A 25,785-nucleotide genomic window follows, 5' to 3' on the forward strand; every position below is an offset into this window, starting at 1 on the left:
ATTCCAATGCGGAATGTGGTGATTGTGGACGGTGTCCGAACGGCGATTGGCCGTATGGGCGGTACCCTGAAGGACGTTGAGGTTGACTTTTTGGCGGAAAAAGTGATGCGCGAGGTTCTCAAACGGACCGGGGTGGAAGGAGAAGCGATCGACCAGGTGGTCTGGGGGCACGCAAAGCAAAGCTCCGACAACCCCAACCTGGCTCGGCTGGCGGCGCTTCGGGCGGGACTGCCGATCGAAGTGCCGGGATATACGGTGCACCGCCAGTGCGCTTCCGGCCTGCAGGCGATCAACAACGCGGCTCAGGAGATCATGTGCGGCTTCGCCGACATCGTTTTGGCCGGTGGAGCGGAGAGCATGAGTACCGCTCCCTACTATCTTCGCAAGGCGCGCTACGGTTACGAAGCAGGAAACGCGGAGATCGTAGATCCCAACACGGAAAGCCAGCCGCGGGCGCAGCCGATTGAGGTGTACGGTCACCTGACCATGGGGATGACAGCGGAGAATTTGGCTGAGAAGTACCGTATCAGCCGCCAGGAGCAGGATGAATTCGCCTTGGCAAGCCAGGAGAAAGCGGCGGCAGCCATTCGCGACGGCAAGTTCAGGGACGAAATCGTTCCATTTGAGTTGAAAAAGAAAAAAGAGACGATCGTGTTTGACACGGATGAACACCCTCGTCCAACGTCTCTGGAGAAGCTGGCGGAGCTGAAGCCGGTTTTCAAACAGGGCGGTACCGTAACGGCGGGGAATGCGAGCGGGCGTAACGACGGAGCGGCCGCGGTGCTGGTCATGGCCGAAGAAGAAGCGGTAAAACGCGGTCTAAGCCCCCGTCTTCGGATCGTTGCCCAGGCCTCTGCCGGCGTTTCCCCGGAAATCATGGGAATCGGACCTGTTCCTTCCACGTGGAAGGCGCTGAAACAGGCGGGGCTCACGATGAAGGACATTGATTTGATCGAGCTGAACGAAGCTTTCGCGGCGCAGACGCTGGCCTGCGTGAAAGAGCTGGGGATTGATCAGAGGAAGCTGAATGTGAACGGCGGGGCGATCGCATTGGGACACCCGATTGGCGGTACCGGCGCCATTCTCATGACCAAGCTGATGTACGAGATGGAGCGGCGCGGAAGCCGCTATGGTCTGGTAACGCTCTGCATCGGCGGTGGCCAGGGCCTGGCCACCATCGTAGAGAATTTGCGCGTGTAAACAGAAGGGAGCAGGGATCATGGCGAAACCAAAAGTTCTGCAGATTCTGTCCATGTACCACGAAGCGGGGGAGAGAATCCTTCACGAGGGGGCGCAAGTGATCCGCACCGACAACTACGATGTGGCCCACTTGTGCGAACGGGTCCAAGAGGTGGACGGCATCGTGCTGCGTGCCCCCGCCCGAATTACCCGCGAGATTCTGGATGCCGCTACCCATCTGAAGGTGATCTCCGGCGCGGGTGTCGGACTGGACAACATCGACGTACAGTACGCCACCTCCAAGGGAATCCCGGTGCTGCATGCTCCCTCCGTGAACGCCGCGTCTACGGCGGAGCATGCCGTTACCCTGATGATGGCGTTGGGTAAATCGCTGATTCCGTTTCATGCGGAGATGAGCAAGGGCAACTACTCATCACGAACCGTGCTGAAAACCTGGGAGCTGAAAGGCAAACGCGTCGGCATCATCGGCTTCGGCAGCATCGCCAAGGAAGTGGCGAGACGCGTAAAGCTGGGGCTGGAGATGGACGTAACCGTCTGGGTCAGACAGTACGACAAAAGCAAGCACGGCCTTATAGAAGAGCTGGGTATCGAACTGACAACCGACATGGACAAAGTGTTCGCTGAATCGGACTTTGTCAGTCTGCATATCCCCCTGACGGCCGACACGAGAGGCTCGATCAACAAGCGCCACTTTTCCCTGATGAAGCCGACCGCTTATCTGATCAACACGGCCCGCGGCGCGGTGGTGAAGCAGGATGATTTGTACGAGGCGTTGAATACCGGAATCATTGCAGGTGCCGGGCTGGACGTGTTTGACCCGGAGCCGCCGCAGCCGGACCTGCCTCTTTTGTCCTTGCCAAACGTGATCGTGACTCCGCACGTGGGAGGAACCACAGTGGAGTGCAACTATATCATGGCGACGACGGTGGCGAAAAACGTGCTGCGGCTGCTGGCGGGGGAAACACCGGAGTTTATCGGGAATCCTGAAGTGATTATACAGAGGAATCAAATAAAAGGAGCGGGGCTATGAGAGAGTATTCTATCGCACTGATTCCAGGTGACGGTATTGGCGTAGACGTCACTCGGGAAGGGAAAAAGGTACTGGACACGGTATGCCAGCTGGACGGCGGGCTCTCTTTGCAGTACGAGAGTTTTGAGTGGAGCTGCGAGTATTACGCCAGGCACGGAAAAATGATGCCGGATAACGGTCTTGAGCTGTTAAAACCGTTTGACTCCATCTATCTGGGGGCAGTCGGGTATCCCGGCGTACCCGATCACGTGTCGCTCTGGGGCTTGCTTTTGCCCATCCGCCGCGGGTTTCAGCAGTACATCAACATTCGGCCGGTGAAGCTTTTGCGAGGCATCCAATCCCCGCTGGCCGGCCGGGGGCGGGAAGATCTCGATTTTATCGTCATCCGTGAAAACAACGAAGGGGAATACTCCAGCATCGGCGGCCGCATGTACGAAGGCACCAGCCAGGACATGGCGATTCAAAGCAGTGTCTTTACCCGCCAAGGCGTGGAGAGAGTGCTGCGCTACGCCTTCAAGCTGGCTCAGGAGAAAGGCAGGAGAAAAAGGCTGACCGCCGCAACCAAGTCAAACGGGATCAACCACACCATGCCGTTCTGGGATGAGTACGTACACAAGATCAATCAGGAGTTTCCGGACGTGCAGACCAACATTGTGCATATCGACGCACTGGCAGCCTTTTTCGTTTCCAGACCCGACGTGTACGACGTCGTGGTCGCTTCCAACCTGTTCGGCGACATTCTGACCGATTTGGGCGCTGCCATCGTGGGCGGGCTGGGCATTGCTCCGTCGGCCAATATCAACCCGGAGAAGAACTTCCCCTCCATGTTTGAACCGGTTCACGGCTCCGCTCCCGACATTGCGGGCAAAGGCATCGCCAATCCGGTTGCAGCCATCTGGTGCACCAGCATGATGCTGGAACACCTCGGGGAAGAACAGCTTGCCGATGCCGTGATGCAGGCAGTGGAAGACGTGCTGGAAGAGGGAGTGGCCGTCACTCCTGACCTGGGCGGCAAAGCAACCACCGTAGAAGTGGGCGATGCGGTTTGCCGGAAGCTGAGGGAACGCCTCGGATAGCAGACCACGAAAAAAGGTACAGCCTCGTAGGGAAGCTGTACCTTTTCACTAATGTCTACCCTTGCATTACTCTTCGTCGGAGCTGTTGAAGATCATCAGGTATTTCACAAGCTCCAGGACGGAAATCATGGCAGCAGCGACGTACGTCAGGGCAGCGGCGCCCAGAACCTTGTTGACACCTTCCTCTTCCACGTTGCGGATGAAGCCCATCTTCACCATCATTGCTTTGGCCCGGCTGCTTGCATTGAACTCAACCGGCAGGGTGATCAGTTGGAAAGCGACCGCAGCGGAGAAGAAGATAATCCCCAACAGCAAAAGGTTGGCGGCTTTGAAGAAAAATCCGGCCAAGAGCAGGAGCGGCGCAATTCCCGAGGTGATATTGACAATCGGGAAGATGCGGTGACGCGCCACCAGCATCGGATAGGAAACTTTATGCTGTACGGCGTGACCTACCTCGTGGCAGGCGACGGACAAGGCAGCGATGGAATTGCCGAAGTAAACCGGATCCGAAAGACGCACCGCGCGGGCAATCGGGTCGTAGTGGTCTGTCAGCGTACCGGGAACATGCTGTACCGGAATATGGGACAAACCGTTGGCGTCCAGCATCCGGCGTGCGGCCTCCGCCCCGGTCAAACCGGAAGAGGCGGGTACGTCCGCGTAACGGTTAAAGGTGCCTTTCACACGGAACTGGGCCCAAAGCGACAAACCGAACGCGATGAGAATGAGAAAGTCCATGGGGTGAAAAAACATCGTACATTCACTCCTCAGTGATTATTTGTATGGGTACGTATAACGGCTGTACCCTTTTATTCTGTCCTGTACTTCTTCTTACGATGAACCGGTTCACCCGTTTCAATTAAATTGTACAATGTCTGACCAATTTTGACAATATAACTGTATGCTTATATATGGCAAAAAAAGCACTCTTTCTTCTCGGGAAAGAGTGCTTTTGTTTGAGTTTTTTACTCCGTGGACACCGACGGATCGGCTTGTTCCTTCTTCGGAGAAATCATCAGGAAGTGGGCAGCAGGGTCGTCGATCAGCTTCTGTACGCGTCCCGCCGTCTCATACTGTTCGGTAGCCAGCAGCTCTTCCTTGTAGGCGGACAGCAGCTCGCGGATGTCAGCGATGCCTTTCTCGTCCAGCTTGTAGAGGAATACCTTCGCACCTTTGGCGATGCGCCGCTCCAGTGCCGCCTTGTCGAAGCCAAGCTCCGGCTGCAGACGAACGTATACGACTCCGCCGGTCATCCCTGCACAGATCCATGGACCGGGATCGCCCAGCACCACGGCGCGGCCGTTGGTCATGTATTCGAAGGCAAATCCCTTCAGGTTGGCACGTGCCCCGATGCCGCCCAGATCGTCACGAACCGGTTGGGTAATCTCGCCCCCGAAGACGACATCTGCACCCGACAAGCGGATACATGCACGGGAGTCAGCGTTGCCCTGAACGATATACAGTCCTTTTTGCGCTCCGTAGCAGAAGCTCTTGCCGACCGATCCGTTGATATATGCTCCGTGCAGCCCTTTTGCTTTCAAAATGGAGACGCGGCCGCCGAAACCGGTTTTGCCTACGCCGTCTTGTGCGCCGCCTTCTACGCGAATGTTTACACCCTGTGCGTTGTAAGCGGCCAAACCATTGCCGGGTACGCTGCCGGAGACGAAGTTGAGGGAAACTTCGGGAAGTTGTGTGTAACTTCCGTCCAGATAGTTTTTCACGCGGGCTCCGGACCAGCGGCTGCCCAGTACGCGCTCGCTGGAGAGAATGCCGGCAAACGTTTCCTGAATGGGCTGTTCCGCATTGAAGTAGCGATGGTCGGATTCTCCGCTGTGGCTGCCTGCTGCTACCAGTACGCGCGCTTCCTGTTGTTCCGTTGCGACGACAGAAGCGGCCGTGTAGAGCGGGTGTACAGCGAGCAGGGCGGAGAGGTCGATTTTTTCCAGGAGCCGCGCCTGCACCAGCAGGTCGGAGCGGCCTACCAGATCCTGCACACGGTCAAAGCCGAGCGCTGCCGTGATCCGGCGCACTTCTTCCCCGAACAGGGTAAAGAAGTTCTTCAATCCAGCAACAGCGAGATCCAATTGACGCGGAACGAAGCGGCGCAGCCCTTTTTCATGAGCTTCTTCCATCGAGTCGATCTGGGTGGCGATCCCGACGTGGCAGGTGTCCAGGTGACAGCCGCGGCAGGTGGTGCAGCCGACAGCAATCATGGCCAGCGTGCCGAAACCGACGCGGTTTGCTCCCAGCAGCATCAGTTTCACAACGTCGGCAGCGCTTTTCACACCGCCGTCCGCCCACAGCTCCACTTTGTCGCGCAGTCCCGCTTCCAGCAGTGCATTGTGCGCCGCCTTTACGCCGATTTCCGCAGGCAGACCCACGTGCTGCAGGGCGTGTACGCGGGCGGCACCCGTTCCGCCGTCGAAGCCGGACAGGGTGATGAAGTCAGCTCCGGCTTTGGCGATCCCGACAGCGATGGTTCCGATGTTCGGTACGATCGGCACTTTTACGCACACTTTTGCCTGATGGTTCGCCGTTTTCAACTCGGTGATCATTTGCGCCAGATCCTCGATGGAGTAAATATCGTGGTTGTTGGACGGCGAGATCAGGTCGGAGCCGATGGTTGCATTACGAGCTGCAGCGATTTTTGCGGTCACTTTTGAGCCGGGAAGGTGTCCGCCTTCGCCGGGTTTTGCGCCTTGACCGATCTTGATCTCCAAAATGTTGGCCGAGTTGGCCAGTTCCACGTTGACACCGAAGCGGCCGGACGCGATCTGCAAGCCGCGTGTGCGCGGGTATTTGCCCAGCATGTCTTTGATTTCGCCGCCCTCGCCGTTCATGCAGATCATGTTCAGCTGGTCTGCGGCTTCCGCGTAGGCACGGAAGGCAGTCTCGTTTTGCGAACCAAATGACATGGATGAGATCAGGAATGGCAGGGAGTGATCTCCCACGCTGAGATCAACCTGTTCGGGATCGGCCTGTTCCTGTACCTGGTCAAAGGCAAAATCGGTGACGTGACGAATGGCAATCGGGTTTTCCCGCTCGTTCTCTTCCAGCTTCAACGCGTAGTCGGAATACGGGATCTCTCCTGCCGCCACCTGTCCGATCAGCTTCCACAGGCGCGGGAAGATGTGGAACGTCTTTGCTTCCCGAGCGGTAGCGCTGGCGTAGTCCTGATGGCGCTTCACGCTGTCCTGTTCCAGATCAGCCAGGGAAAGACCTGCATGTTCGGAACCGCAGAAGTTGACGATCGACAGCAGATCAGCTACTTCCTTGCGCAGACCGATGGAGGAGAAGAGGCGGCCGTATCCGCGCAGTTCGTGAATTCCAATGGTTGAGGTTACTTTTTCCAATCCTTTGTTCAACGCCGCGTACAGATTGCCGACCGCGGAAGCCCCGTTCTTGGCAAAAGCAGCGGCAAACATCAGATACGGCGAGATCGCGTCTGCTCCCGAACCGATGGCCAAGGCCAGGTCGTGCAGGGAGCGGATGGCTCCCGATCGCAGAAGGATGCTGCACTGGCGGCGGAGGTTGCCGTTTTCTCCTGAAGCCGCCTTCAGCGACTGATCCGTGTGCACGACTGCCAGAAGCGGATCTAACCAGTACTTTTCATTCTGATGCGTCTCCGTATCGTCGAGAATGAGAAGTTCCGCGCCGTTTTCCACTGCCCGGATGGCGGATTGCTTCAGCCGTTCCAACCCGCCGGCGAGACCCTCCTGCTCGGTGAAATAGGTAGGCAGGATGGCGATGCTGGCCGGATGGTTGTTAAAGTGATGCACCACTTGCTCCAATGAGAGAGTGCCGTGTTCCTGAGCCACCGACTGCAGCGACTGCCCTTCGAACAAAAGCGGCGAAGGAAGCTCCAGCCGGCTGCCATTGCTTTGCTTGGAGGAAAGGGGCACGCGCGAGCCGATGACGACGCGGGTGGAGAAGTGCTCCATTTCGCGGTCACGGTCAATTGCCGGGTTGGTGACCACGGCGACACTTTCCTTGATGAAATCGGCGAGGTTCTGACGTTCCTTGGCCAATGCAGCGAGCGGCCCGTCATAGCCGAGGGAACGGATCGGCTCCGCTCCGTTGGTGGCCATTTGTTCCACCAGTTGAATCTGTTCCCGATCCCAACCGAACGCACTGTATACCGAAGAAGTGGGTTCTGGTGTATCCGGTTCAGCGACCAGCGCTTCCGCATCGTATTGGAAGTGAAGATGACTGCGGAAGCCGCTGAACTCCACCTTCTCCTGAAAGCGTTCCAGGACCATCCGCTGCAGCTTGTGATGGTACACCACTTCCACGTCACGGTCGGCGTGAAGGATAACCCCCACCTTTTCGCCCGGAGCGAGCGACTTTGGTTCGCTTGCCATCTGATGCACGGGAATGACCCCTTGTTCAGAGGAGAAGTAGTACGACGACGCGCTTTCCACCATCCAGAGCGGACGCAGGCCGAGCGAATCGACACTGAATACGCATTCGCTGCCGTAGCGGGAGACGATGCCGGCAGGTCCCTGGGCAAAATGGCCCCACGCCTGACGCAGGTAGACGTACAGATCCTGCAGGTCTTCGGCGAGCCCCTTCATTTCGTGGTGAATCGGCGGGAACACCACTTCCATCGCTTCAAACAGCGTGAGTCCGTAACGGTGAATAAAGGTCTCAATGGTTCGGTTCAGGTTTTGCGAGTCGCTTCCGCCGTCCACCAGCGGCACGCCGAGCATCTGCGCTTCTTCCTCCAGCTTGCTGATCGTGTTGATTTCGCCGTTGTGTCCTAGCAGGGAGAACGGCTGAACGCGGAAGAAATTGGACAGGGTGTTGGTGGAGTAACGGTTGTGACCAATGGTCACGGACGAGGCAAAGTTTTCATTTGCCAAATCGTAAAAGTACTGGGGCAAAATGTTGGCGGCCCCCATTACCTTGTAAGCGGCGGAATAAGGACTAAGCGAAGCGACATGCACATTGTGGGCGAGTTCGATGGCGGTGTGAAGCTCAAACAGCTGCTTCGCATACGCCTGCCCGGTCAGCCCCTCGGAGGAAGTGACGGCAAGCTGCCAGAAAATCGGTTCATCGCGTTTTCCATTTTTGCCCAAAACAGTGGAGTTGACTTGATTTTCACGCTCCAGCACGATGGTCAAGCCGTGTTTGGCAAATTGTTCGCGAATCTGTGCCTGCACGTGAGCAGCGTTGTGTCCGGTGCGAGGGACAAAGATGTGTCCGACCGCAAATGCGGGAGAAAACGCGATCTCTCCTTCAAGGTTGGCCAGATGCAAGTACTGCGCCCACAAGGTCCGGGGAATATCGGTAAGAATCCCGCAGCCGTCCCCTTCTCCGTCAATAAATCCGGAACGATGTTCCATCTGGATGAGGGAGCGAATGGTTTCGTCCACGTTCTTTCGCGAAGGTTTACCTGATTTTTCAATAATACAGATGATGCCGCAGCTGTCGTGTTCGATGCGATCGAACTGTTGAAACTGTTCAATAGATTCTCTTTTCTCTCTGTTTAGCATGGTCCCGGTCAGTTAACCTGACCCTCCACCTCCTTTGTGAAAAGTCGGAAAAGTCTAAATAAGTATTGTCTAGGATACCACGAATGACTAGGGGACACAATAAACGTTTGGCTTTTTATACAAATGTAAGCGTTTTTATGCAAATAAAATTTTCTTTGTCGGGCGAATGGCGAATGAAAACAACGGAAATGAAAAAAGCGCATCCTCCGCAAAAGGAGAATGCGCACTGTCCGTGGTGCAACGATTCGCCGGGCGGGCTCAAACCGGATGGGTTTTCTACCGCTCGTGTTCTTCCGTTTTATGGTGTTCGGTTTTGCGCGGATTCTGAAACCCGACCACTTCCATCATTTTGGAGTTCATTTTGGGTTCCATGGTTTTTTCCGGTGCTTGCGGAAAGGTTTTTTCGCCTTTTGACACGAAGGGTCCCTCCTGTCTTCTTGGTTCACCCCTAGTATGTCCAGAAGGCTTTCGCTCTCGCTTTGAAATTACTTCCGCATCTGTGCAAAAGAGCGGTCAACGGCAGCGATAGTTTCACGGATGTCGTCCTCGGTGTGGGCTGTTGTGATGAACCATGCCTCATACTTGGACGGAGCGAGGCAGATGCCTTCGTCGAGCATCAAGCGGAAGAAGCGGGCAAACAATTCGCCGTCTGCAGCCTGTGCGGTTTCGTAGTCGTTGACGGGCTTGTCAGTGAAGTAGACAGCCAGCGCTCCCTTGACGCGGTTCAACTGGATGGATAACTCGTGCTTGGCAGCCGCTGTACGAATGCCGTCCTCAAGCAGAGCTCCCAGCCGTTCAAACTCTTCGTATACGCCGGGCTGTTTCAGTACCTCCAGGCAGGCGATGCCGGCAGAAATGGAGGCAGGATTTCCCGCCATCGTTCCCGCCTGATAAGCAGGTCCCAGCGGCGCCACTTGTTCCATGATTTCGCGTCGTCCGCCGTACGCCCCGATTGGCAGACCGCCGCCGATAATTTTCCCCAGGGCAGTCAAGTCAGGCTCCACACCCAGCAGGTTTTGGGCTCCGCCGTAACAGAAGCGGAAGGCGGTAATCACTTCGTCATATACCACGAGAGCGCCTGCTTCATGCGTGAGGCGGTTTACTTCTTCCAAAAAGCCGGGCTTGGGCGGAACAATTCCGAAGTTGCCGACGATCGGTTCCACCAGCACAGCGGCGGTTTCCGAACCCCAGACGCGAATTGCTTCCGCAAACGAGTCGATGTCGTTAAACGGAACCGTAATCACTTCGTTGGCGATGCTTTGGGGAATACCGGCACTGTCCGGGATGCCCAGTGTGGAAGGGCCCGAACCGGCGGCGACCAGCACCAGGTCGGAGTGGCCGTGGTAACAGCCCGCAAACTTGATGATTTTATTGCGGCCGGTGTAGGCGCGGGCAACGCGGATGCAGGTCATAACCGCTTCCGTCCCCGAGTTGTTGAAGCGAATGCGCTCCATGGAGGGGATGGCTTCGCGAATCATTCGGGCGAAGTCGATCTCCCACGGCGTAGGGGTACCGTACAGCGTGCCGTTTTCCGCTGCGCGGGTAATGGCTTTCGTGATATGCGGATGAGCATGTCCGGTAATGATCGGGCCGTATGCGGCCAGATAGTCTATGTAACGGTTGCCGTCCACGTCCCAGAAATAGGCTCCCTGCGCCCGCTCCATCACGACGGGTGCGCCTCCGCCAACTGCTTTAAACGAACGGGAAGGGCTGTTCACTCCCCCCAGAATCACTTCCAATGCCTGCTCATGCAGGCGGGCAGAACGTTCTCGGTTCATGGTTCCTCTTTCCTCTCCATAAAAGTCCTCATTTATAGTAACATACAACCAAAATGTCAAAAGCAAAAAACTTTGGATATCGAATGGCAACACTTTCACACACAATATTTTTTGCAGATATCCCCGTTCCTCATATACACTTACAATGGAACTTTTGACACAACGCCTGAAAAGGACGTGGAACGTATGATTTCAGTCAACCATTTGGAAAAGGTGTTTCGCATTCACCAGGCGCGCTCGGGTCTGGGGGGAGCGTTTCGAGACTTGTTCAGCCGGGAGTACAAAACAGTTAAAGCTGTAGATGATATTTCCTTTGAAGTGGCAGAGGGAGAGATGTTCGCCCTGATCGGCGAAAACGGGGCCGGCAAATCGACCACGATCAAAATGCTGACCGGCATTCTGACCCCGAGCAGCGGTGATATTCGGATCAACGGGTATGTGCCGTTCAAGCAGCGGGAAGAGTACGTACGCTCCATCGGAGTGGTGTTCGGACAGCGTTCCCAGCTGTGGTGGGACTTGTCGCCGATGGAATCGTTCCGGCTGCTCAAGAGAGTCTACAAGGTGGAGGAAGCGGAAGGAGAACGCTGGCTTGAACGATTGATCGAGGAGCTGGATATCCGTTCATTCATCAGTCAGCCGGTGCGGAAGCTGAGCCTGGGCCAGCGGATGCGGTGTGAAGTCGCAGCGGCACTGATTCACAAGCCAAGACTGCTGTTTCTCGACGAACCGACGGTCGGTCTGGATGTCTTGGTCAAGCAGAAGATTCGTGAGTTTCTGCGCAATCTGAACGAGACCGAGAAGATGACCATCCTGCTTACCACCCATGACGTCTCTGACATTGAAGCGCTTTGCAAGCGCGTGCTGGTCATGGACAAAGGCAAACTGATCTTTGACGGACAGTTGAGCGAACTGAAGGAACGTTGGGGGAACGGTACCGAGGTGACTTTCCAGTTCAAAAAGCGGACGACAACGGAACAGGTGCGTGCCGTTTTGGGCGATATACCGTGCGAAGTGAATCGGGAAAACGACTTCGCCATCCGGGTCAAGATCAACAGGAGTCAGGAAATGCTGCCGCATGTCCTGTCCGCGGTCATGACCTCGTTTGAGGTGAGCGACGTGAAAATTTCCGAGGCGAGCACGGAAGACATCGTGCGCAACATCTACTCCACCGACGGCGAGGTTGTCAGCTATGGGTAAGCTGTATGCCGAACTGATCCGCATTCGTTTTCTGACCATGCTTGCCTATCGCGTCAACTATTACAGCGGCATCGTCATTTACGGCATTAACATCGGTGCGTACTACTTCCTCTGGGGTGCCATCTACGGCGGGCAGCAGCAGCTGGGCGGCCTCTCCGTGGAACAGATGACGGCATACGTGGCAATCTCCTGGATGTCACGCGCGTTTTACTTTAACAACATCGACATGGAGATTGCCCAGGAAGTGCGCGAAGGGAAAGTAGCCATCGAAATGATTCGGCCGTACAATTACCTGTCGGTGAAAACGGCGCAGGCGCTGGGAGAGGGAATTTTTCGCCTGCTGTTTTTTGCGGCGCCTGGCATTCTGCTGGTCAGTCTGTTTATCCCGTTCCGTTTTCCCGGCACCGTGGAAACCGGGGGGCTGTACCTGCTCAGTCTGATGTTTGCCTTCATCATTAATACGGAAATCAACCTGTTGACCGGATTGTTTACCTTCTTCCTGTTCCGTAACGAGGGCATCATGCGGGCCAAGCGGGTCATTGTCGACCTCCTGTCCGGTCTGATTTTGCCGATCAGTTTTTTTCCCGGTTGGGCTCAGACGCTGATGGCATATCTTCCTTTCCAGGCGATCAACTACTACCCCAGCTTGATCTTTACGGGGGCGGTCGACACGGGGCGGGCGTTGGAAATCATCCTGCTGCAGGTCGTCTGGATCGCCGTCATTTTGCTTCCCATTGTGCTGCTCTGGCGTCGCGCCCGACACAAGCTGGTCGTGCAGGGGGGATAACGCATGCGACATATACTTGGAATTTTTATGGACTACCTAAGCCAGTATTTCAAGACGCGGCTGGCCTATCGCACCGACTTTTTGGGTGAGCTTGTCTCTTATTTTATCTTTGAGCTGATCAACCTGGTCTTTATCATCGTCGTATTTCAGCATGTGCCGTTATTGAACGACTGGACGCGCGAGGAGATTATTTTTATCTACGGTTTTTTCCTCATTCCGTACGCGGTGTTCACGATGTTTTTCGGTTTCTGGGACTTCAATGAAAAGTACATCATTCGCGGCGAGATGGACCGAGTCCTGACCCGTCCGCTGCACAACCTGGCCCAGATCTGTCTGGAATCGATTGCCCCCGACCGCATTTTTGGAGTGTTTACGGGGTTGATCATCATGGGGTACGCGGCTATTCGCCTGGATCTGTCGTTTGCCTGGTACGATCCGTTTTTGTTTGTGGGACTGGTGATCAGCAGCGTGTTGATCTACGCCGGGGTGTACACCTCGATCTCTGCGATCAGCTTTTTCTCCGACTCCCGAACCGGAATCGCCCCGATGATCTGGAACATCCAAAACTACGGCCGTTATCCGGTGGATGTCTACAACAAAATCATCCGCTTCATTCTCACCTGGATCCTGCCGTTTGCTTTCGTCGGAGTATATCCTGCCGCCTACTTTCTGCGAAAAGAGGTCTGGTACACCTACGCCATGCTTACACCAGTCATGGGGATCATTTTCTTTTCCATCGGATTGCTTGTGTGGAACTGGGGTGTGCGCAAGTACAGGGGCGCAGGGTCGTAACAAAGCCGATTGCACTTTCCGGTATTGTCAAAACGAAAACGGCCACGGTATAATAAGGCGTACAACGACACACTTCCTTCGGGGCAGGGTGAAATTCCCGACCGGCGGTGATCACAGTCAGGCAGCGTTTACTGCCATACGGTGTAAGCCCGCGAGCCTCTTGAGCGGTTTATCGTGACAGAGTGCAGGATCTGGTGCGACTCCAGAGCCGACAGTACAGTCTGGATGGGAGAAGGATGACGACAGTACGTTCGCACACGTGCTTGTTTGCTTGTGCAAACGGACGGATGACAGGGGTTATTTTGCGGGAACTCACCCCTTTTCTTTCCTGTTCCGTTTTGCAAAAAGCACAGTCATAAAGACCAAGCCCTGGGGATTTTCCATCCTCAGGGCTTTTTTTGACTGGGCCCGATCGGCACCCGACCGGGCAAAAGTACGGGCGAATCCGCTGTTGCCATTCCTCAGGAAGGAAAGAGAAAACGAGGAGATGGTACAGATGAAAGGAACAGCACTTCACACGCAGCAATCCACGCAAATGAAGCGATTGGTAACAGTGCCCTTGTTGGCAGCAGTCGCGTTCATTCTGCAGTATCTGGAGTTCCCGGTTCCGCTGATGCCGAGCTTTTTGAAGCTTGACTTCAGCACGCTCCCCGGTTTGGTGGGCGGCCTTATGTTTGGTCCGATGGCCGGGGTCATTGTAGAACTGTTGAAAAACCTGTTGCACTTTCTGTTCAAAAATACGGACGGCCTGCTTATCGGCGAGTTTGCCAATTTTGTGGCCGGCTCCAGCTTTATCCTGGCGGCGGTATATGTTCATCGCCTTCGTCAGGGAAAAGGCGGATTTCTTGCCGGACTTGCGATTGGCACCGTTTTGATGACATTGGTTATGTCGATTGCCAACTGGGTGTTCCTGATTCCGGCTTATGCCGCGCTTTATCAGGTATCCATTGAGAATCTTCTGGCCATGTTTCAGGTCGACAGTCTGTTGTCACTGATTTTATACGGGATCGCCCCGTTTAATGTGATCAAAGGGGTAGTCCTCTCGCTCTTGGCTTATCCGATTTTCGTCAAGCTGGCGCCGCGGCTAAACCTTCGCGCATAAAAAAACAAAGAAAAAATAACAGGCAAAACCACTCAACGGTTTCGCCTGTTATTTTTTTGCACCCAATCGACAAAGGCGATAGGATCTGTAAATACAAGGTCCGGCTCAGGGGTAAATCCACCCGTCTTTTGCGAAACCGACAGCCAATTGACTCCCACCGCGGTGATACACGCAGCCCGGGCTGCCTTGATGTCGGCATCACTGTCCCCGACGAAGCAGGTCGTCTCCTTCTCTGCACCCAACTGCTTCATCGCCATGCAGATGCCTTCAGGATGGGGCTTTGGCAGAACTACTTCGTCGCCGGTGATCATTACGTCAAAAAAGTGCGTCAAATCAAGCGCCCTCAGGGAGATCTCCGCGCTGCGCCGCCCTTTTCCGGTTACCACCCCCATGCGAATCCCGGCTTGCTGGACACTTGCCAGCATCTGCCGTACGAGTTCGGTCTCAGCTGTCAGGCGGTGTTCCTGTTCATACAGCTGAAAAAAATGCCTCAAAGCTTCTTCCTGCTTCTCGGGAGGAATCATTTGCTCAAGAATGACAGTCTCCGTGGGGCCGAACAGTCGGACAATCTGCTCGTCTGAATAGTCCTGCTGAAGAAACATGCGAAAAGTGGAACGAAACGCGTGAAAAATAATCGGCAACGTATCGGCGACCGTTCCGTCAAAATCAAACAAGATCGTCTTTATCATCCACGCCCTCCCCAAAAAAGAAAACCATCCTGCCCGATGGTTTTCGCGATGTGTGCTGTTCTTCTATGTTTATTCGTCTAAGTCTACAAAAGAATCGTTGTCATCTTCGCTTGGGTCCGCGGGTGTCAGAGGAAACAGGATGTCGTAGTATTTAAACTTGCGACGGCCTCCCTCGCTTTTCAAGCCCTTATACTTGTGCACCAATTCCTGCAGTTCTTGAACAAACTGGTTCCGCTCTTCCTGGTTCAGATAGACCTCGGTAAAGTTGTAGGCAAATGTGTCCTTGTACTCCTTGCGTACGTCTACATCACTGGCGACAAACCGGTTAAGCGTCCGCACGAGGTCGTTCTCCGTGGTGCGGAACGGGGTGAAGATGATGTCGCTCAACTCCTGGGCGTTCTCTTCGATCATCACCCGCAGGCTTACCTGTATGACTTTGGCAACGGGTTGATAGTATTTCTCTACAATGGACCCTTTTACCCGGGTATCCACCTGTTCAAGAAGACCGACTCGCACAAGTTCTTTTACGTGATAGTGGAGACGAGCGGCATTTTCACCCAGTTCGGTCGCAATTTGCTTGGCAGTTCGCGGCTCAAGATCTTCGAAAAGTTCGAGTATTTTTACACGTTCGGGTATTGCAAGCGACTTGAGGGCTTCCGGGTCGGTTACATCAAAAAACTCTTTCATCGTGCTTTTTCACCATCCAGCTAGCTCAGCGAATTTATAATTCTTTATGTTTATTATCAATCAATTCTATCTCTTTCTTTCAAAAAGCGCAACGCGTAAGCGAAAATGGGAATTCTTATTATGCTTGTGGTAAAATAAGACAAGATCGATAGGAAAAAAGGATGGGATGCAAAATATGGTAGCGGTAGGACAGGCTGCACCCGAATTTACGCTGCAATCGAGCGGCAATCAAACCATTTCCCTATCGGATTATCGCGGGAAAAACGTCGTGTTGTACTTTTATCCCAAAGACATGACTCCGGGCTGTACGACGGAAGCCTGCGATTTCCGTGATTTTCATCCGGATTTTGCCAAGTTGAATACGGTCGTATTAGGCATCAGTCCGGACGATGTCAAATCCCATGACAAGTTTGTGGCCAAACACGAGCTGCCGTTTCCGCTTTTGGCCGATCCCGATCACCGGGTGGCGGAAGCGTACGGCGTCTGGGTGTTGAAAAAAATGTACGGCCGAGAGTACATGGGCATTGAGCGCTCGACGTTCGTCATCGACCACGAAGGAAACATCGCCAAGGTATGGCCGAAGGTAAAAGTAAAAGGGCACGTCCAGGAAGTGCTTGAGTTTATCAAGGAACATCTGCAGTAGGCAGGAAAGGGGAGCAGGGATGACGGTATCGACAGATTACATGGTGGAAACCTTTTGCGCTTTGGCGAACATTCCCAGTCCGTCAGGCAACACGGAAAAGGTGATGGCGTGGATTGAAACGGAACTGAAGCGGCTGGGGATTCGATTTTTCCGCATGAACAAAGGAGCGGTTATGGCTACGCTGCCGGGTGCAAACGACGAGAAGCACCGTCTGCTGACCGCTCACGTCGATACGTTGGGGGCCATGGTAAAGGAGATCAAGGGTAACGGCAGATTAAAGCTGGCCTTGATCGGCGGATTTGAATTCAACGCGGTAGAAGGTGAGCACTGCCAGATTGAGACGGACAGCGGACGCATCATCACCGGCACCATTTTGTCCACCAAAGCCTCCGTCCATGTCTATGGGCGGGAAGCGGGCAAAATGGAGCGGACGGAGCAAAACATGGAAGTTCGCCTGGACGAAAAAGTAAAAAGCAGGGAGGACGTGCTGGCGCTGGGGATCCGCGTGGGGAATTTTGTCTCCTTCGACCCGCGTGTAACGGTGACGAACAGCGGATTTATCAAATCCAGACACATCGATGACAAAGCGAGTGTGGCCATCCTGCTGGGAGTGTTGAAGCACCTGAAGGAGACGGGAACAACCCTCCCGTACACCACGCATTTCCTGATCAGCAACAACGAAGAGATCGGTTACGGCGGCAACTCCGGCGTACCGGAAAAAACGGTGGAGTACCTGGCAGTCGACATGGGCGCCATTGGCGACGGACAAACGACTGACGAATACTGCGTTTCCATCTGTGCCAAAGATTCGTCCGGTCCGTACCATTACGGTTTGCGGAAGCATCTGGTTCGCCTTGCAGATGAAAACGGATTGAACTACCAGGTGGACATTTACCCTTACTATGGATCGGACGCCAGTGCAGCACTGCGTGCCGGCTACGACATCGTTCACGGGTTGATCGGACCGGGCGTCGATGCTTCCCATTCGCACGAGCGCACACACAAGGAAGCGCTCGACAACACGGCGAAGCTGGTTCTTGCTTACCTTCAGTCTGAAAAGATGCAAGCATAGGAGTCATTCACATGAACAACGACATGTATCGCTGGGCGGATTACTACGACTTGACCCAGCGCGGAGTTTCCGGGGACATCCCGTTTTATCTGGAGATGGCGCAACAGGCGCAGGGAGAAATTCTCGATCTCGCCTGCGGGACAGGACGAATTTCCATTCCTCTGGCGGAGGCAGGGCTTACGGTCACGGGGCTCGATTTGTCGGCCGAGATGCTTAAGCGAGCGGAAGAGAAGGCAAAAGAGCGCGGCGTTGCCGACCGAGTCTCATTTTTGCAGGGTGACATGCGTACATTTGACTTGGGCAGGAAATTTCCTCTGATCATGATCCCGTTTCGGTCCTTCCTGCACTTGCTGCATATCCACGAGCAGATGAAGGCGCTCACCTGCATCCGCAAGCATTTGGCGCCGGGCGGTACCTTTGTGATGAATGTATTCGTCCCGAAAATCTCCCATCTGTATGAGGAGAGCGAAAAAATGTCGCTGCGGGGAACGTACCGTCTTGAAACGGGAGAGGAGATCGCCATGTGGGACTATACGCGATACGATCACTTCCAGCAGCTCTCCGAAGTGACCCGCACCTACGAACGGATCAGTCCGGAAGGTTTGGTGACGGAAAAAGTGGTGGGACGGTTTACGCTGCGTTACATTTTTCCCGCTGAACTGCACCATCTGCTTCGGTTGAACGGGTTTAAGGTAATCCAACGTTTTGGATCGTTCACCAAGGAGCCGTTTACTCAAAACAGCTCGGAACTGATCATCGTGGCGCAGACGATCTGATCACGGCCGATGGCAATGGCTTCAACGGGCATTCACTTTTCGTGACAGGCATGGTGAATGCCCTCTTTATTGTCGATTTCCAGGGAAATAAGGAAACGGAGGGGAAAGCACGTGAAGATTTACACGAAATCTGGCGACAAAGGTGAGACCTCGCTTGTCTACGGGATTCGCGTCCCGAAGCATTCCGCTCGCGTAGAAGCGTACGGATCGTGTGACGAAGCCAATTCCTCCATTGGTCTGGCCCTGTCGCTGCTTCCCGAAGCAGAAGAGTGGGACGACTTGCGGAGGGTGTTTCACATCGTGCAAACAAAGCTGTTTCACGTCGGCGCGGAGCTGGCTACCCCGGAAGGGAAAAAAGTGGGCTGGCCGATCCAGGATGAGGATGTCACTTTTTTGGAACAGCAGATTGACGCCTTGGACGCTGCGCTGCCGCCGCTTGCCAATTTTGTGCTGCCTGGCGGACATCCGGCCGCTGCCGCGTTCCACGTAGCCCGGACCGTTTCCAGACGCGCGGAACGAAAGGCCGTTCTGGTGGCGGAACACGAACAGGTGAACAGCGCGGTTCTCAAATACCTGAACCGACTGTCCGACTACCTGTTTGTCGTCACGCGTTTTGTCAATCAACAGACAGGCAGGGTCGAACCCAATCTGCATGAATAGGAGCGGCATATGAATATCTTTCAGCTTGTGTGTGAAACGGATCTCGCCATGAAACAGACGTTTGCGGCGACGGAGTCAAGACCGTGGGGGTATCTTTTTTCCAACAGGGGAAATCCGCTGCATTACGACGCGAACCACGCCCACATTCACATCGCACCAGCCCCTGACCAGAATGAATCCATCGTGCGGGAAGTCGTTCGCTTTTACTCAGAGAAAGACATCTTTCCCCGCTTTTACCTGTACGGCCAGCAGGAGTATCAGCAGCTGTTGGATGTGCTTGTGCACCATCAGTTTCGGCTGGAGTTTTTCCAGACACCGGTGCAAGTGTGGACAGGAGCGTTTGCCGAAGTGAAGCCCATGTCCGACATTCGCATCGAACCTGTAACGACAGAAAATTACGAAGATTTCCTGTTGGTGGAATCGATCGATGAATTCGGCGGAAGGGCTGTGCGTGAAAAGGCATTTGCCCTCGAATTCCGCAACACGGCCTACCGGCACTATTTGCTGCGCTGGAAAGGGGAACCGGCCAGCACTGCTTGCTTGTTCCGCGCAGGAGATTGCGTTCGCGTGGAAAGCGTTGCCACCGTTGCCGGTTATCGCGGGCAGGGGTTGATCGGTCATTTGCTGCGGCACGTACAGGAGCAGTTCGCTCGCATGGGCGCTGCTCATCTGCTGGTTTGTCCCATCAATGAGCAGGTGGAAAAAGTGTACCAAAGATATGGATTTGACACGGTGGGGCACTTGCCCTTCGTTCATGCGTTTCGCGGCGGAAAAGGCATTCACGAAATACGGTAAAGGTGGCGAGGGCAATCGGCGGGCTTTTGCGCCACATCCCCGAAGCGCTTGATCGCAGCGTCACACTGTCGTCCGGTCAAAGCGTTACCGCTTACCGCAAGTACATCTCAATCCCCTCTTGAAAGGGGATTTTTTTCGTTTGGAACACGTTGTACAACCGCTCAGTATCCTTGCAGGCATTTCCCTCAAGGAGCATCGTCAGCTGCGTGTTGGTAATCGGAAAGAAAGAGAAGCCTTCCATCATGCTGATCAACGGTTTCATCAGGGCTAGGGGAATGTGGACTTTGTTCAACCGCTTTTTGCCGATGGCCCGGCCAATCGCCTCCAAAATCTGCTCGTACGAGAGCGGCTGCGGCCCGCCAGCTTCAAAGATTTGATTGGTCGCCTGCTCAAGCGAAAGTGCCTGGGAAAAAACGTCGGCCACCGTTACCCGAGACACGGGCTGCAGCAGGTAGGATCCGTCTCCAATTACGGGTGTAACCGGCAGGCGTACGATGTCTGCCAGCATGTTGACGAACGCATCACCGGGACCGAAGATCACCGAGGGGCGAAAAATGGTGTGCGGAATGCCGCTTTGCCTCACCAGTTGTTCGGCGGCATACTTCGTCTGGTGGTAAGCGCTGGCGGCTCCTTCCCGCGCACCAAGCGCACTCATGTGAACGAACCGGCGCACTCCCGCTCTTTTTGCCGCTGCCAGCACGTTTTGTGTACCGGTTACGTGAATCCGGGAAAAGGTGACGCCTCTGCCTGGCTGTTCACGAATAATGCCCACCAGATGGATCACCGCATCGCATCCCTCTGCCGCTCGTTCCAACGAGTCCGTATCAAACAGGTCGCCCGGCGCAAATGTCACTGCGGAAACTGCGACGCGGTCCCGTTTCCGTTTGTGTTCCGACCCGGGCCGAACCAGGCATACCGCTTGATGGCCGTCCTCTGCAAGCTTCGCCACAATGCCGGTTCCTACAAATCCGGTACTGCCTGTTACGAGAACTTTCACGAATCCCCCACCCCCAAGGTAACTGTTTCCATTGAGTTTATTGTACACGATTGACTAAAATCACTTCTACTGTAGTCGGATCCCTTTCCCGCGTTATAATGAAAAGAAGAGATGAGAGGGGGATTTTTCATGGCGCAACGAACAGTACCGGTGGGGGAAATACTGGATACTCTGCAACAGATGTATCCGGACGCCCATTGTGAATTAAACTATACAACACCGTTTGAACTGCTGGTGGCGACCATTTTGTCAGCCCAATGCACGGACAAGCGGGTAAACGAAATTACAGAGCCCCTCTTCAAGCAGCACAACCAGCCTGAGCATTTTATTCACTTGACTCAGGAAGAGCTGGAGGAGCATATAAAAGGCTTGGGATTGTATAAGAATAAGAGTAAGAACATCCTGGAGACCTGTCGGATCCTGTATGAAAAATACAACAGTCAGGTGCCGCAAACCCACGAGGAGCTGGAGGCACTGCCAGGGGTCGGGCGGAAGACGGCAAACGTCGTTCTCTCCAATGCGTTTGGCATCCCGGCGATTGCGGTGGATACACACGTATTCCGTGTAGCCAACCGGCTTGGGCTGGCGAAAAGCGACAACGTGGACGAAGTGGAACGTCAGTTGATGAAACGGATCCCCCGCGAAAAGTGGTCGGATGCGCACCATTGGCTGATCTGGCACGGACGGCGGATTTGTACGGCGCGCAACCCGAAATGCGGGGAGTGCCCGCTTAACAAGATGTGCCGGTACGCACAGGCCGAAGCCAAAAAGGCCGCGAAAGCCTCCGTCAAAAAAACAACAGCCAAGTAGGATCTTGACCATATTGCCTGTTTTACACGGAATGGATATTGACAGCTTTCGTCACCTAGACGTACACTTATTTAAAGTAATTCTAATGAGATATTTGTTTTGAAGGACTGTGGGGTGTAACATGATGGCGCAGCGTGTGGAAAAGGCTGTCGAAATACTGAAGAATACCGGAGTGCGGATGACACCTCAACGTCATGCGATTTTGGCCTATCTGCTCGAATCCATGACCCATCCGACAGCCGACGAAATATACAAAGCGTTGGAAGGCAAATTTCCCAACATGAGCGTGGCGACCATTTACAACAACCTGCGCGTGTTCAAGGAAGCGGGATTGGTGCGGGAACTGACCTTTGGAGATGCATCCAGCCGCTTTGACGCCAACGTATCCGAGGATCACTACCACGTGATTTGTACGGAATGCGGCGCGATCCACGACTTCCACTTCCCTTCCTTGCATGAAGCGGAGGCGGCTGCCGCGAAATCGGCTGGTTTTCAGGTAAAAGGACATCGCCTGGAGGTATACGGGGTCTGTGAAGCATGCCAAAAGAATACCCATTAAGGTTCAGGATTAAATGACGCCTTTTCTTTCGAAACAAGAAGGAAGAGGCGTTTTTCGTTGAAACCTTTTGTCCGAATCACCGTCTTCTTCAATGGGGATTTTTCAAAAGGTTGTGGAAACAAGCATACTGCTATATCATTCAGTATGAAGAAAAGCATGGGGGGTTGAAGCCTTGAGTTTGCCGTTGGGCATGTCTCCTCGCCCCAAACGAAAACATAAGCTGTTCACGTCACTTAAGGTGGCAGTGATTGCGACCGCTGTCGGGGTGGCAGCCGCTTGTGCCTGGTTTGCCTTGCAACTGCCATCAACAGAGCGGGTTGCTCCGTATGACGGCCGCAAAGACGTGATTGTGTTCCAGGGCGAGGCGTATGCTGCGTCGTATCGGTTGGAAGAAGAGCAGCTGATGCTTCCGTTTGATTTTATCAAGGAGCATGTCGATCCGATTTTGTTCTGGGACGAGCCGAGCCGCTCGGTCATCGTGACGACGAAAGACAAGGTGCTGCGGATGGAGAGCGACCAACTTGTCGCCTATCTCAACAAACGGCCCGTCGACCTGCGCGTTCCGGTCAAGGACGTCAACGGTGTCCGATATCTGCCGGTGGCTCCGTTGGAAAAGCTGTATCCGCTTGTCCTGACGCATAAAAAGGAGAGCGGGGTTCTCTTGGTGGAGAAAGCGGGGTACGCCGTTCAGCAGGGGAAAGTGGCAATACCGGGGGAGGAGAAGAATCCTCAGCCGCAATTTGTGAGAACGGGCAATTCTGCCAAGAAACCGATCGTGGCTGAGCTGCAGCCGGGATCAGTGGTCGATATTCTCGGGGAAGATGCGGGCTGGTACCGCGTTCTCACCGACGACGGCATTGCCGGTTTTCTGCCAAAGGAGGCCGTGGTCCTGACAGATATTCGCCAGGTGATTCTTCCCCAGCCCAGTCAGCAAACGACTGCGTGGAAGCCGATCGGAGCCAAGGTAAATCTGGTGTGGGAGCACGTCGTCAACCGTAATCCAAATCTTTCGGATATTGGAACAATGCCGGGAGTCAATGTAGTTTCTCCTACCTGGTTTGAGCTAAAGGACGACCAGGCAACATTGGAAAACAAGGCCGATCCTGCGTACGTGCAGTGGGCACACAAGCGGGGGTACCAGGTCTGGGGTCTGGTGTCAAACGGCTTTCATCCCGATTGGACAAAGGCGGTTCTTGGCAGCTACCAGCTCCGGGAAAAACTGATTGCCCAGATTTTGCATTATGCTCGCCTGTACGATCTGGATGGAATCAACCTGGACTTTGAAAATGTCTACCTCGATGACAAAGAGCGGTTGGTTCAATTTGTCCGGGAACTGACGCCTTTCCTGCATGAGCAAGGTCTGACGGTGTCAATGGATGTGACAATCAAATCGAGCAGCGACAGATGGTCCCGTTTTTATGACCGGGCAGCACTGGCCCAGGTGGTCGACTACATCGCGGTCATGACCTATGATGAGCATTGGGCAACCAGTCCCAAGGCAGGTTCGGTCGCGTCCCTTCCGTGGACCGAACAGGGATTAAAAGGCGTTCTCGAAGAGGTGCCGAACAAAAAACTGCTGCTGGGTGTGCCTTTTTACACCCGTTTGTGGAAGGAAGAAAAGCAGCCGGACGGCAGTGTGAAGGTTACCTCCAAGGCACTCTCCATGATGCGCGCGGAAGAATGGGTAAAGCAGCGCAACCTGACTCCGCAGCCGGATGCGGCCTCCGGGCAATTGTTTGTCAGCTACAATGACCCGACGGACCGGGCTGTTTATAAAATGTGGCTGGAAGACGAGACATCCATGCAAAAGCGAATGGCTCTCGTGAAGAAGTACAATCTGGCCGGTGTGGCGGCGTGGCGCCGCGGTTTCGAACAGGCAGAGATCTGGTCGGCAATCGAATCGGGATTGAACACAAAGTAAGCAAAAGCCACCTTCTCCCGTACGGAGATAGGTGGCTTTATGCTTGAGTTGGCTGGCTTATGCTTTCTTTTCCTGGGCACGCTCTTCGTCCAGACGCAAAGGCTGGCCGCAGAACATGCAGGCGTCCTCTTTTCCCAACATCTTCGTCGCCTTATGGCACGATGGACACTCCACCACCGGTGCCGAAGTGGAAACCATGCCGGAGATCATATATAGCACCGTTCCGATCATCATCATGAAAAAGCTGATCATCAAGAGGATAAGGAACAGCATCTGAAAGGAACTTTGGAGTCCGGTGCCGCGAAAATATAGAAAGAATCCCATTCCCACGAACATGAACAAAATAGAGAGTCCCATATTCCAGTTTGCCCACGTTCGGATTCGTTTGATTTTGTTCAGGCGTTCAATATTCTTCATCATCATTCCTCCTGTCTTCCAGTATAGCATACTGTCCATTTGTTTGTTGACAAGCAGGAAACCGGGAAAACATGTAGAATCCATAAGTTCAAAACTGGCGAGGACGGGAGGGCGAGTCGTGGAAACCCAACGTGCATATACACAGGCGTTGTTGCAACGTGCAGATGTGCAATCCGTGCTGGTGGTGCAAAGACACGACATGCCCACTTCTTTTCTCGCGGAAAAGTGCTACCTGGTTATGGTAAACCGCCCGGATGCGGATATGACAATCAGGCAGTTCGTCTATGATGGAGAGTTTATTTCGGAACAGCAGTTTAGTACGTGGCAGCTGGAAAAGTGGGCGGTCCATGGAATGAACGAACGGCTGGTCGGGTTGTTCCAACAGGCTGAAATTATTTGGGACAAAGCTGATTATATGAAGGGGATGAAGCAGCGTCTCCTGCGATTGCCTGCACCATTGCAGAAACAGCGTGTATGTGAAGAGTATTCCGGTCTTTTACGCCGGTACCTGGAGGCAAAAGATCTTCTTCAGCAAGGGCTCGCGCTTGACGCTTATCAATCGCTCATGCTGGCTCTTCGGGCTTGGGCTAGACTGATTGTCAGCGAAGCAGGTGAACAGCCACAAACCGCCATCTGGTTGCAGGTTAAGCAGCTCGATTCCGCTGTGTACAAGCTTTACGAAGAATTGTCGGCGAGCAGTGAGACAGTGGAAAAGAGAATTGAACTGCTGTTGCTCGCTATTGATTTTTGTCTGACGTCCAAGCTCAGGGAGTGCTCACAGTATGTGCTGGACGTTATGCAATCGAGAAACCGACCGTGGCTTCTGCAAGAATTGTTGGATCACCCGGTACTCGCCAGAAGCCGCATTGAGCTACCGCTCTTGTTGGAAAAACTGGTTCAACGCTCCATCGTCCAGGAAGTATTCCTGCCGTCAATAACGGAACATGTGAATGAAAAAGCTTATCTTTTATCAGGATGAATTTTTTTAAATCCTATTGACTTTTCCCTTTCATCCATGCTATATTAACAAACGTCGCTGCTGATACGAAACGCGGTGGCAAGGTAAAAAATAAAAAATTACCACTTGATCTGATAAGTAGTGATGTGGTAAATTAAAAAAGTCGCCTCTGGGCGGCAGTAAGAAAAAATGCTCTTTGAAAACTGAACAGCGAAGCGTTTTAAACAGCCAAGCAAACATGGTTTTGAACCTTGATCAATTTCTTTCTAACTTTATTGGAGAGTTTGATCCTGGCTCAGGACGAACGCTGGCGGCGTGCCTAATACATGCAAGTCGAGCGAGTCCCT

General features: G+C 54.0%; 24 protein-coding genes, 1 rRNA gene and 1 riboswitch. Of the genes, 17 read left to right on the forward strand and 8 right to left on the reverse strand.

Features of this window, described 5'->3' with window-relative positions; genetic code table 11:
* The first annotated feature begins 6 nt into the window (after positions 1–6).
* From ACE99V_RS15855 to ACE99V_RS15865, 3 genes are read left to right on the forward strand one after another with little or no spacing between them, the layout of a single operon-like run.
* Entirely contained in the window at positions 7–1,200 is a 1,194-nt protein-coding gene (locus tag ACE99V_RS15855; protein WP_400492195.1) for a thiolase family protein, read from the forward strand.
* Positions 1,201–1,219: 19 nt separating this feature from the next.
* Positions 1,220–2,230 (forward strand): hydroxyacid dehydrogenase, encoded by a 1,011-nt coding sequence (locus ACE99V_RS15860; RefSeq protein WP_400492196.1) that lies wholly within the window; start codon positions 1,220–1,222, stop codon positions 2,228–2,230.
* Positions 2,227–3,306 carry a tartrate dehydrogenase gene (locus ACE99V_RS15865; protein ID WP_400492198.1) on the forward strand — a complete coding sequence of 360 codons (1,080 nt, stop codon included), beginning with the start codon at positions 2,227–2,229 and terminating at the stop codon, positions 3,304–3,306. Before ACE99V_RS15860 ends, ACE99V_RS15865 begins: the two co-directional genes overlap by 4 nt.
* 66 nt (positions 3,307–3,372) lie before the next feature.
* Here ACE99V_RS15865 and ACE99V_RS15870 read toward each other — a convergent pair whose 3' ends face one another.
* The 4 genes from ACE99V_RS15870 to ACE99V_RS15885 all read right to left on the reverse strand — a co-directional run bounded on the left by ACE99V_RS15870 (position 3,373) and on the right by ACE99V_RS15885 (position 10,576).
* Positions 3,373–4,056 (reverse strand): zinc metallopeptidase, encoded by a 684-nt coding sequence (locus ACE99V_RS15870; protein WP_400492199.1) that lies wholly within the window; start codon positions 4,054–4,056, stop codon positions 3,373–3,375.
* A gap of 212 nt (positions 4,057–4,268) precedes the next feature.
* Positions 4,269–8,798 (reverse strand): glutamate synthase-related protein, encoded by a 4,530-nt coding sequence (locus ACE99V_RS15875; RefSeq protein ID WP_400492200.1) that lies wholly within the window; start codon positions 8,796–8,798, stop codon positions 4,269–4,271.
* 276 nt (positions 8,799–9,074) lie between these two features.
* A complete protein-coding gene (locus ACE99V_RS15880; protein ID WP_400492201.1) occupies positions 9,075–9,215 on the reverse strand; it encodes a hypothetical protein in 141 nt (46 codons plus the stop codon).
* Between the two features lie 68 nt (positions 9,216–9,283).
* Positions 9,284–10,576 carry a glutamate-1-semialdehyde 2,1-aminomutase gene (locus tag ACE99V_RS15885; RefSeq protein WP_400492203.1) on the reverse strand — a complete coding sequence of 431 codons (1,293 nt, stop codon included), beginning with the start codon at positions 10,574–10,576 and terminating at the stop codon, positions 9,284–9,286.
* Between the two features lie 186 nt (positions 10,577–10,762).
* Between ACE99V_RS15885 and ACE99V_RS15890 the strand changes: the two genes are divergently transcribed.
* The 4 genes from ACE99V_RS15890 to ACE99V_RS15905 all read left to right on the forward strand — a co-directional run bounded on the left by ACE99V_RS15890 (position 10,763) and on the right by ACE99V_RS15905 (position 14,454).
* Positions 10,763–11,773: an ABC transporter ATP-binding protein gene (locus tag ACE99V_RS15890; RefSeq protein WP_400492204.1), complete on the forward strand. Its 1,011-nt coding sequence runs from the start codon at positions 10,763–10,765 to the stop codon at positions 11,771–11,773.
* Entirely contained in the window at positions 11,766–12,560 is a 795-nt protein-coding gene (locus ACE99V_RS15895) for an ABC transporter permease (RefSeq protein WP_400492206.1), read from the forward strand. Before ACE99V_RS15890 ends, ACE99V_RS15895 begins: the two co-directional genes overlap by 8 nt.
* A 3-nt stretch (positions 12,561–12,563) precedes the next feature.
* Positions 12,564–13,352: an ABC transporter permease gene (locus ACE99V_RS15900; protein ID WP_400492208.1), complete on the forward strand. Its 789-nt coding sequence runs from the start codon at positions 12,564–12,566 to the stop codon at positions 13,350–13,352.
* A gap of 70 nt (positions 13,353–13,422) precedes the next feature.
* A riboswitch (FMN riboswitch) is annotated at positions 13,423–13,593 on the forward strand.
* A gap of 255 nt (positions 13,594–13,848) precedes the next feature.
* On the forward strand, positions 13,849–14,454 hold the full coding sequence (locus ACE99V_RS15905; RefSeq protein ID WP_400492209.1) for an ECF transporter S component: 606 nt from the start codon (positions 13,849–13,851) through the stop codon (positions 14,452–14,454).
* Positions 14,455–14,486: 32 nt separating this feature from the next.
* On the opposite strand, the gene ACE99V_RS15910 is transcribed toward ACE99V_RS15905, so the two are convergent.
* Positions 14,487–15,143 (reverse strand): HAD family hydrolase, encoded by a 657-nt coding sequence (locus tag ACE99V_RS15910; protein ID WP_400492210.1) that lies wholly within the window; start codon positions 15,141–15,143, stop codon positions 14,487–14,489.
* 69 nt (positions 15,144–15,212) lie between these two features.
* Positions 15,213–15,830: a helix-turn-helix domain-containing protein gene (locus ACE99V_RS15915; RefSeq protein WP_400492211.1), complete on the reverse strand. Its 618-nt coding sequence runs from the start codon at positions 15,828–15,830 to the stop codon at positions 15,213–15,215.
* A 175-nt stretch (positions 15,831–16,005) separates the two neighbouring features.
* On the opposite strand from ACE99V_RS15915, the gene bcp reads away from it, so the two are divergent.
* The 5 genes from bcp to ACE99V_RS15940 all read left to right on the forward strand — a co-directional run bounded on the left by bcp (position 16,006) and on the right by ACE99V_RS15940 (position 19,776).
* A complete protein-coding gene (gene bcp / locus ACE99V_RS15920; RefSeq protein ID WP_400492212.1) occupies positions 16,006–16,473 on the forward strand; it encodes a thioredoxin-dependent thiol peroxidase in 468 nt (155 codons plus the stop codon).
* Between the two features lie 19 nt (positions 16,474–16,492).
* The gene (locus ACE99V_RS15925; protein WP_400492213.1) at positions 16,493–17,545 is read left to right on the forward strand and encodes a M42 family metallopeptidase; all 1,053 of its coding nucleotides are present in this window, start codon (positions 16,493–16,495) and stop codon (positions 17,543–17,545) included.
* Positions 17,546–17,556: 11 nt separating this feature from the next.
* The gene (locus ACE99V_RS15930) at positions 17,557–18,321 is read left to right on the forward strand and encodes a class I SAM-dependent methyltransferase (protein ID WP_400492214.1); all 765 of its coding nucleotides are present in this window, start codon (positions 17,557–17,559) and stop codon (positions 18,319–18,321) included.
* Positions 18,322–18,432: 111 nt separating this feature from the next.
* Positions 18,433–18,981 (forward strand): cob(I)yrinic acid a,c-diamide adenosyltransferase, encoded by a 549-nt coding sequence (locus tag ACE99V_RS15935; protein WP_400492215.1) that lies wholly within the window; start codon positions 18,433–18,435, stop codon positions 18,979–18,981.
* A gap of 9 nt (positions 18,982–18,990) precedes the next feature.
* A complete protein-coding gene (locus ACE99V_RS15940) occupies positions 18,991–19,776 on the forward strand; it encodes a GNAT family N-acetyltransferase (RefSeq protein WP_400492216.1) in 786 nt (261 codons plus the stop codon).
* Positions 19,777–19,867: 91 nt separating this feature from the next.
* Here the strand turns inward: ACE99V_RS15940 and ACE99V_RS15945 are convergent, their stop codons facing one another.
* Positions 19,868–20,773, reverse strand: a complete 906-nt coding sequence (locus ACE99V_RS15945) for a complex I NDUFA9 subunit family protein (RefSeq protein WP_400492217.1) — start codon at positions 20,771–20,773, stop codon at positions 19,868–19,870.
* A 129-nt stretch (positions 20,774–20,902) separates the two neighbouring features.
* On the opposite strand from ACE99V_RS15945, the gene nth reads away from it, so the two are divergent.
* The 3 genes from nth to ACE99V_RS15960 all read left to right on the forward strand — a co-directional run bounded on the left by nth (position 20,903) and on the right by ACE99V_RS15960 (position 24,063).
* The gene (gene nth / locus ACE99V_RS15950; protein ID WP_400492218.1) at positions 20,903–21,583 is read left to right on the forward strand and encodes an endonuclease III; all 681 of its coding nucleotides are present in this window, start codon (positions 20,903–20,905) and stop codon (positions 21,581–21,583) included.
* Between the two features lie 124 nt (positions 21,584–21,707).
* Positions 21,708–22,142, forward strand: coding sequence for a peroxide-responsive transcriptional repressor PerR (perR, locus tag ACE99V_RS15955; protein ID WP_400492223.1), 435 nt, complete (start codon positions 21,708–21,710; stop codon positions 22,140–22,142).
* Between the two features lie 172 nt (positions 22,143–22,314).
* On the forward strand, positions 22,315–24,063 hold the full coding sequence (locus ACE99V_RS15960) for a glycosyl hydrolase family 18 protein (RefSeq protein WP_400492219.1): 1,749 nt from the start codon (positions 22,315–22,317) through the stop codon (positions 24,061–24,063).
* Positions 24,064–24,120: 57 nt separating this feature from the next.
* Here ACE99V_RS15960 and ACE99V_RS15965 read toward each other — a convergent pair whose 3' ends face one another.
* A complete protein-coding gene (locus tag ACE99V_RS15965; protein ID WP_400492220.1) occupies positions 24,121–24,480 on the reverse strand; it encodes a DUF2614 family zinc ribbon-containing protein in 360 nt (119 codons plus the stop codon).
* Between the two features lie 118 nt (positions 24,481–24,598).
* Between ACE99V_RS15965 and ACE99V_RS15970 the strand changes: the two genes are divergently transcribed.
* Together ACE99V_RS15970 and ACE99V_RS15975 are read left to right on the forward strand one after the other, a co-directional pair.
* On the forward strand, positions 24,599–25,459 hold the full coding sequence (locus ACE99V_RS15970; RefSeq protein WP_400492221.1) for a nucleotidyltransferase-like protein: 861 nt from the start codon (positions 24,599–24,601) through the stop codon (positions 25,457–25,459).
* 251 nt (positions 25,460–25,710) lie between these two features.
* Positions 25,711–25,785 (forward strand): 16S ribosomal RNA (locus tag ACE99V_RS15975); the annotation flags it as partial.

This window comes from Brevibacillus soli (assembly GCF_044759095.2).
Lineage (GTDB): Bacteria > Bacillota > Bacilli > Brevibacillales > Brevibacillaceae > JBIYSM02.

What these genes read in the sequence shown, in the direction of transcription:
- bcp (WP_400492212.1), top strand. Translation starts at nt 16,006, where the DNA reads ATGGTAGCGGTAGGACAGGCTGCACCCGAATTTACGCTGCAATCGAGC.
- ACE99V_RS15910 (WP_400492210.1), bottom strand. Translation starts at nt 15,143, where the DNA reads ATGATAAAGACGATCTTGTTTGATTTTGACGGAACGGTCGCCGATACG.
- ACE99V_RS15930 (WP_400492214.1), top strand. Translation starts at nt 17,557, where the DNA reads ATGAACAACGACATGTATCGCTGGGCGGATTACTACGACTTGACCCAG.
- ACE99V_RS15940 (WP_400492216.1), top strand. Translation starts at nt 18,991, where the DNA reads ATGAATATCTTTCAGCTTGTGTGTGAAACGGATCTCGCCATGAAACAG.
- ACE99V_RS15890 (WP_400492204.1), top strand. Translation starts at nt 10,763, where the DNA reads ATGATTTCAGTCAACCATTTGGAAAAGGTGTTTCGCATTCACCAGGCG.
- ACE99V_RS15875 (WP_400492200.1), bottom strand. Translation starts at nt 8,798, where the DNA reads ATGCTAAACAGAGAGAAAAGAGAATCTATTGAACAGTTTCAACAGTTC.
- nth (WP_400492218.1), top strand. Translation starts at nt 20,903, where the DNA reads ATGGCGCAACGAACAGTACCGGTGGGGGAAATACTGGATACTCTGCAA.
- ACE99V_RS15865 (WP_400492198.1), top strand. Translation starts at nt 2,227, where the DNA reads ATGAGAGAGTATTCTATCGCACTGATTCCAGGTGACGGTATTGGCGTA.
- ACE99V_RS15925 (WP_400492213.1), top strand. Translation starts at nt 16,493, where the DNA reads ATGACGGTATCGACAGATTACATGGTGGAAACCTTTTGCGCTTTGGCG.
- ACE99V_RS15905 (WP_400492209.1), top strand. Translation starts at nt 13,849, where the DNA reads ATGAAAGGAACAGCACTTCACACGCAGCAATCCACGCAAATGAAGCGA.
- ACE99V_RS15870 (WP_400492199.1), bottom strand. Translation starts at nt 4,056, where the DNA reads ATGTTTTTTCACCCCATGGACTTTCTCATTCTCATCGCGTTCGGTTTG.
- ACE99V_RS15860 (WP_400492196.1), top strand. Translation starts at nt 1,220, where the DNA reads ATGGCGAAACCAAAAGTTCTGCAGATTCTGTCCATGTACCACGAAGCG.
- ACE99V_RS15895 (WP_400492206.1), top strand. Translation starts at nt 11,766, where the DNA reads ATGGGTAAGCTGTATGCCGAACTGATCCGCATTCGTTTTCTGACCATG.
- ACE99V_RS15855 (WP_400492195.1), top strand. Translation starts at nt 7, where the DNA reads ATGCGGAATGTGGTGATTGTGGACGGTGTCCGAACGGCGATTGGCCGT.
- perR (WP_400492223.1), top strand. Translation starts at nt 21,708, where the DNA reads ATGGCGCAGCGTGTGGAAAAGGCTGTCGAAATACTGAAGAATACCGGA.
- ACE99V_RS15915 (WP_400492211.1), bottom strand. Translation starts at nt 15,830, where the DNA reads ATGAAAGAGTTTTTTGATGTAACCGACCCGGAAGCCCTCAAGTCGCTT.
- ACE99V_RS15965 (WP_400492220.1), bottom strand. Translation starts at nt 24,480, where the DNA reads ATGAAGAATATTGAACGCCTGAACAAAATCAAACGAATCCGAACGTGG.
- ACE99V_RS15900 (WP_400492208.1), top strand. Translation starts at nt 12,564, where the DNA reads ATGCGACATATACTTGGAATTTTTATGGACTACCTAAGCCAGTATTTC.
- ACE99V_RS15885 (WP_400492203.1), bottom strand. Translation starts at nt 10,576, where the DNA reads ATGAACCGAGAACGTTCTGCCCGCCTGCATGAGCAGGCATTGGAAGTG.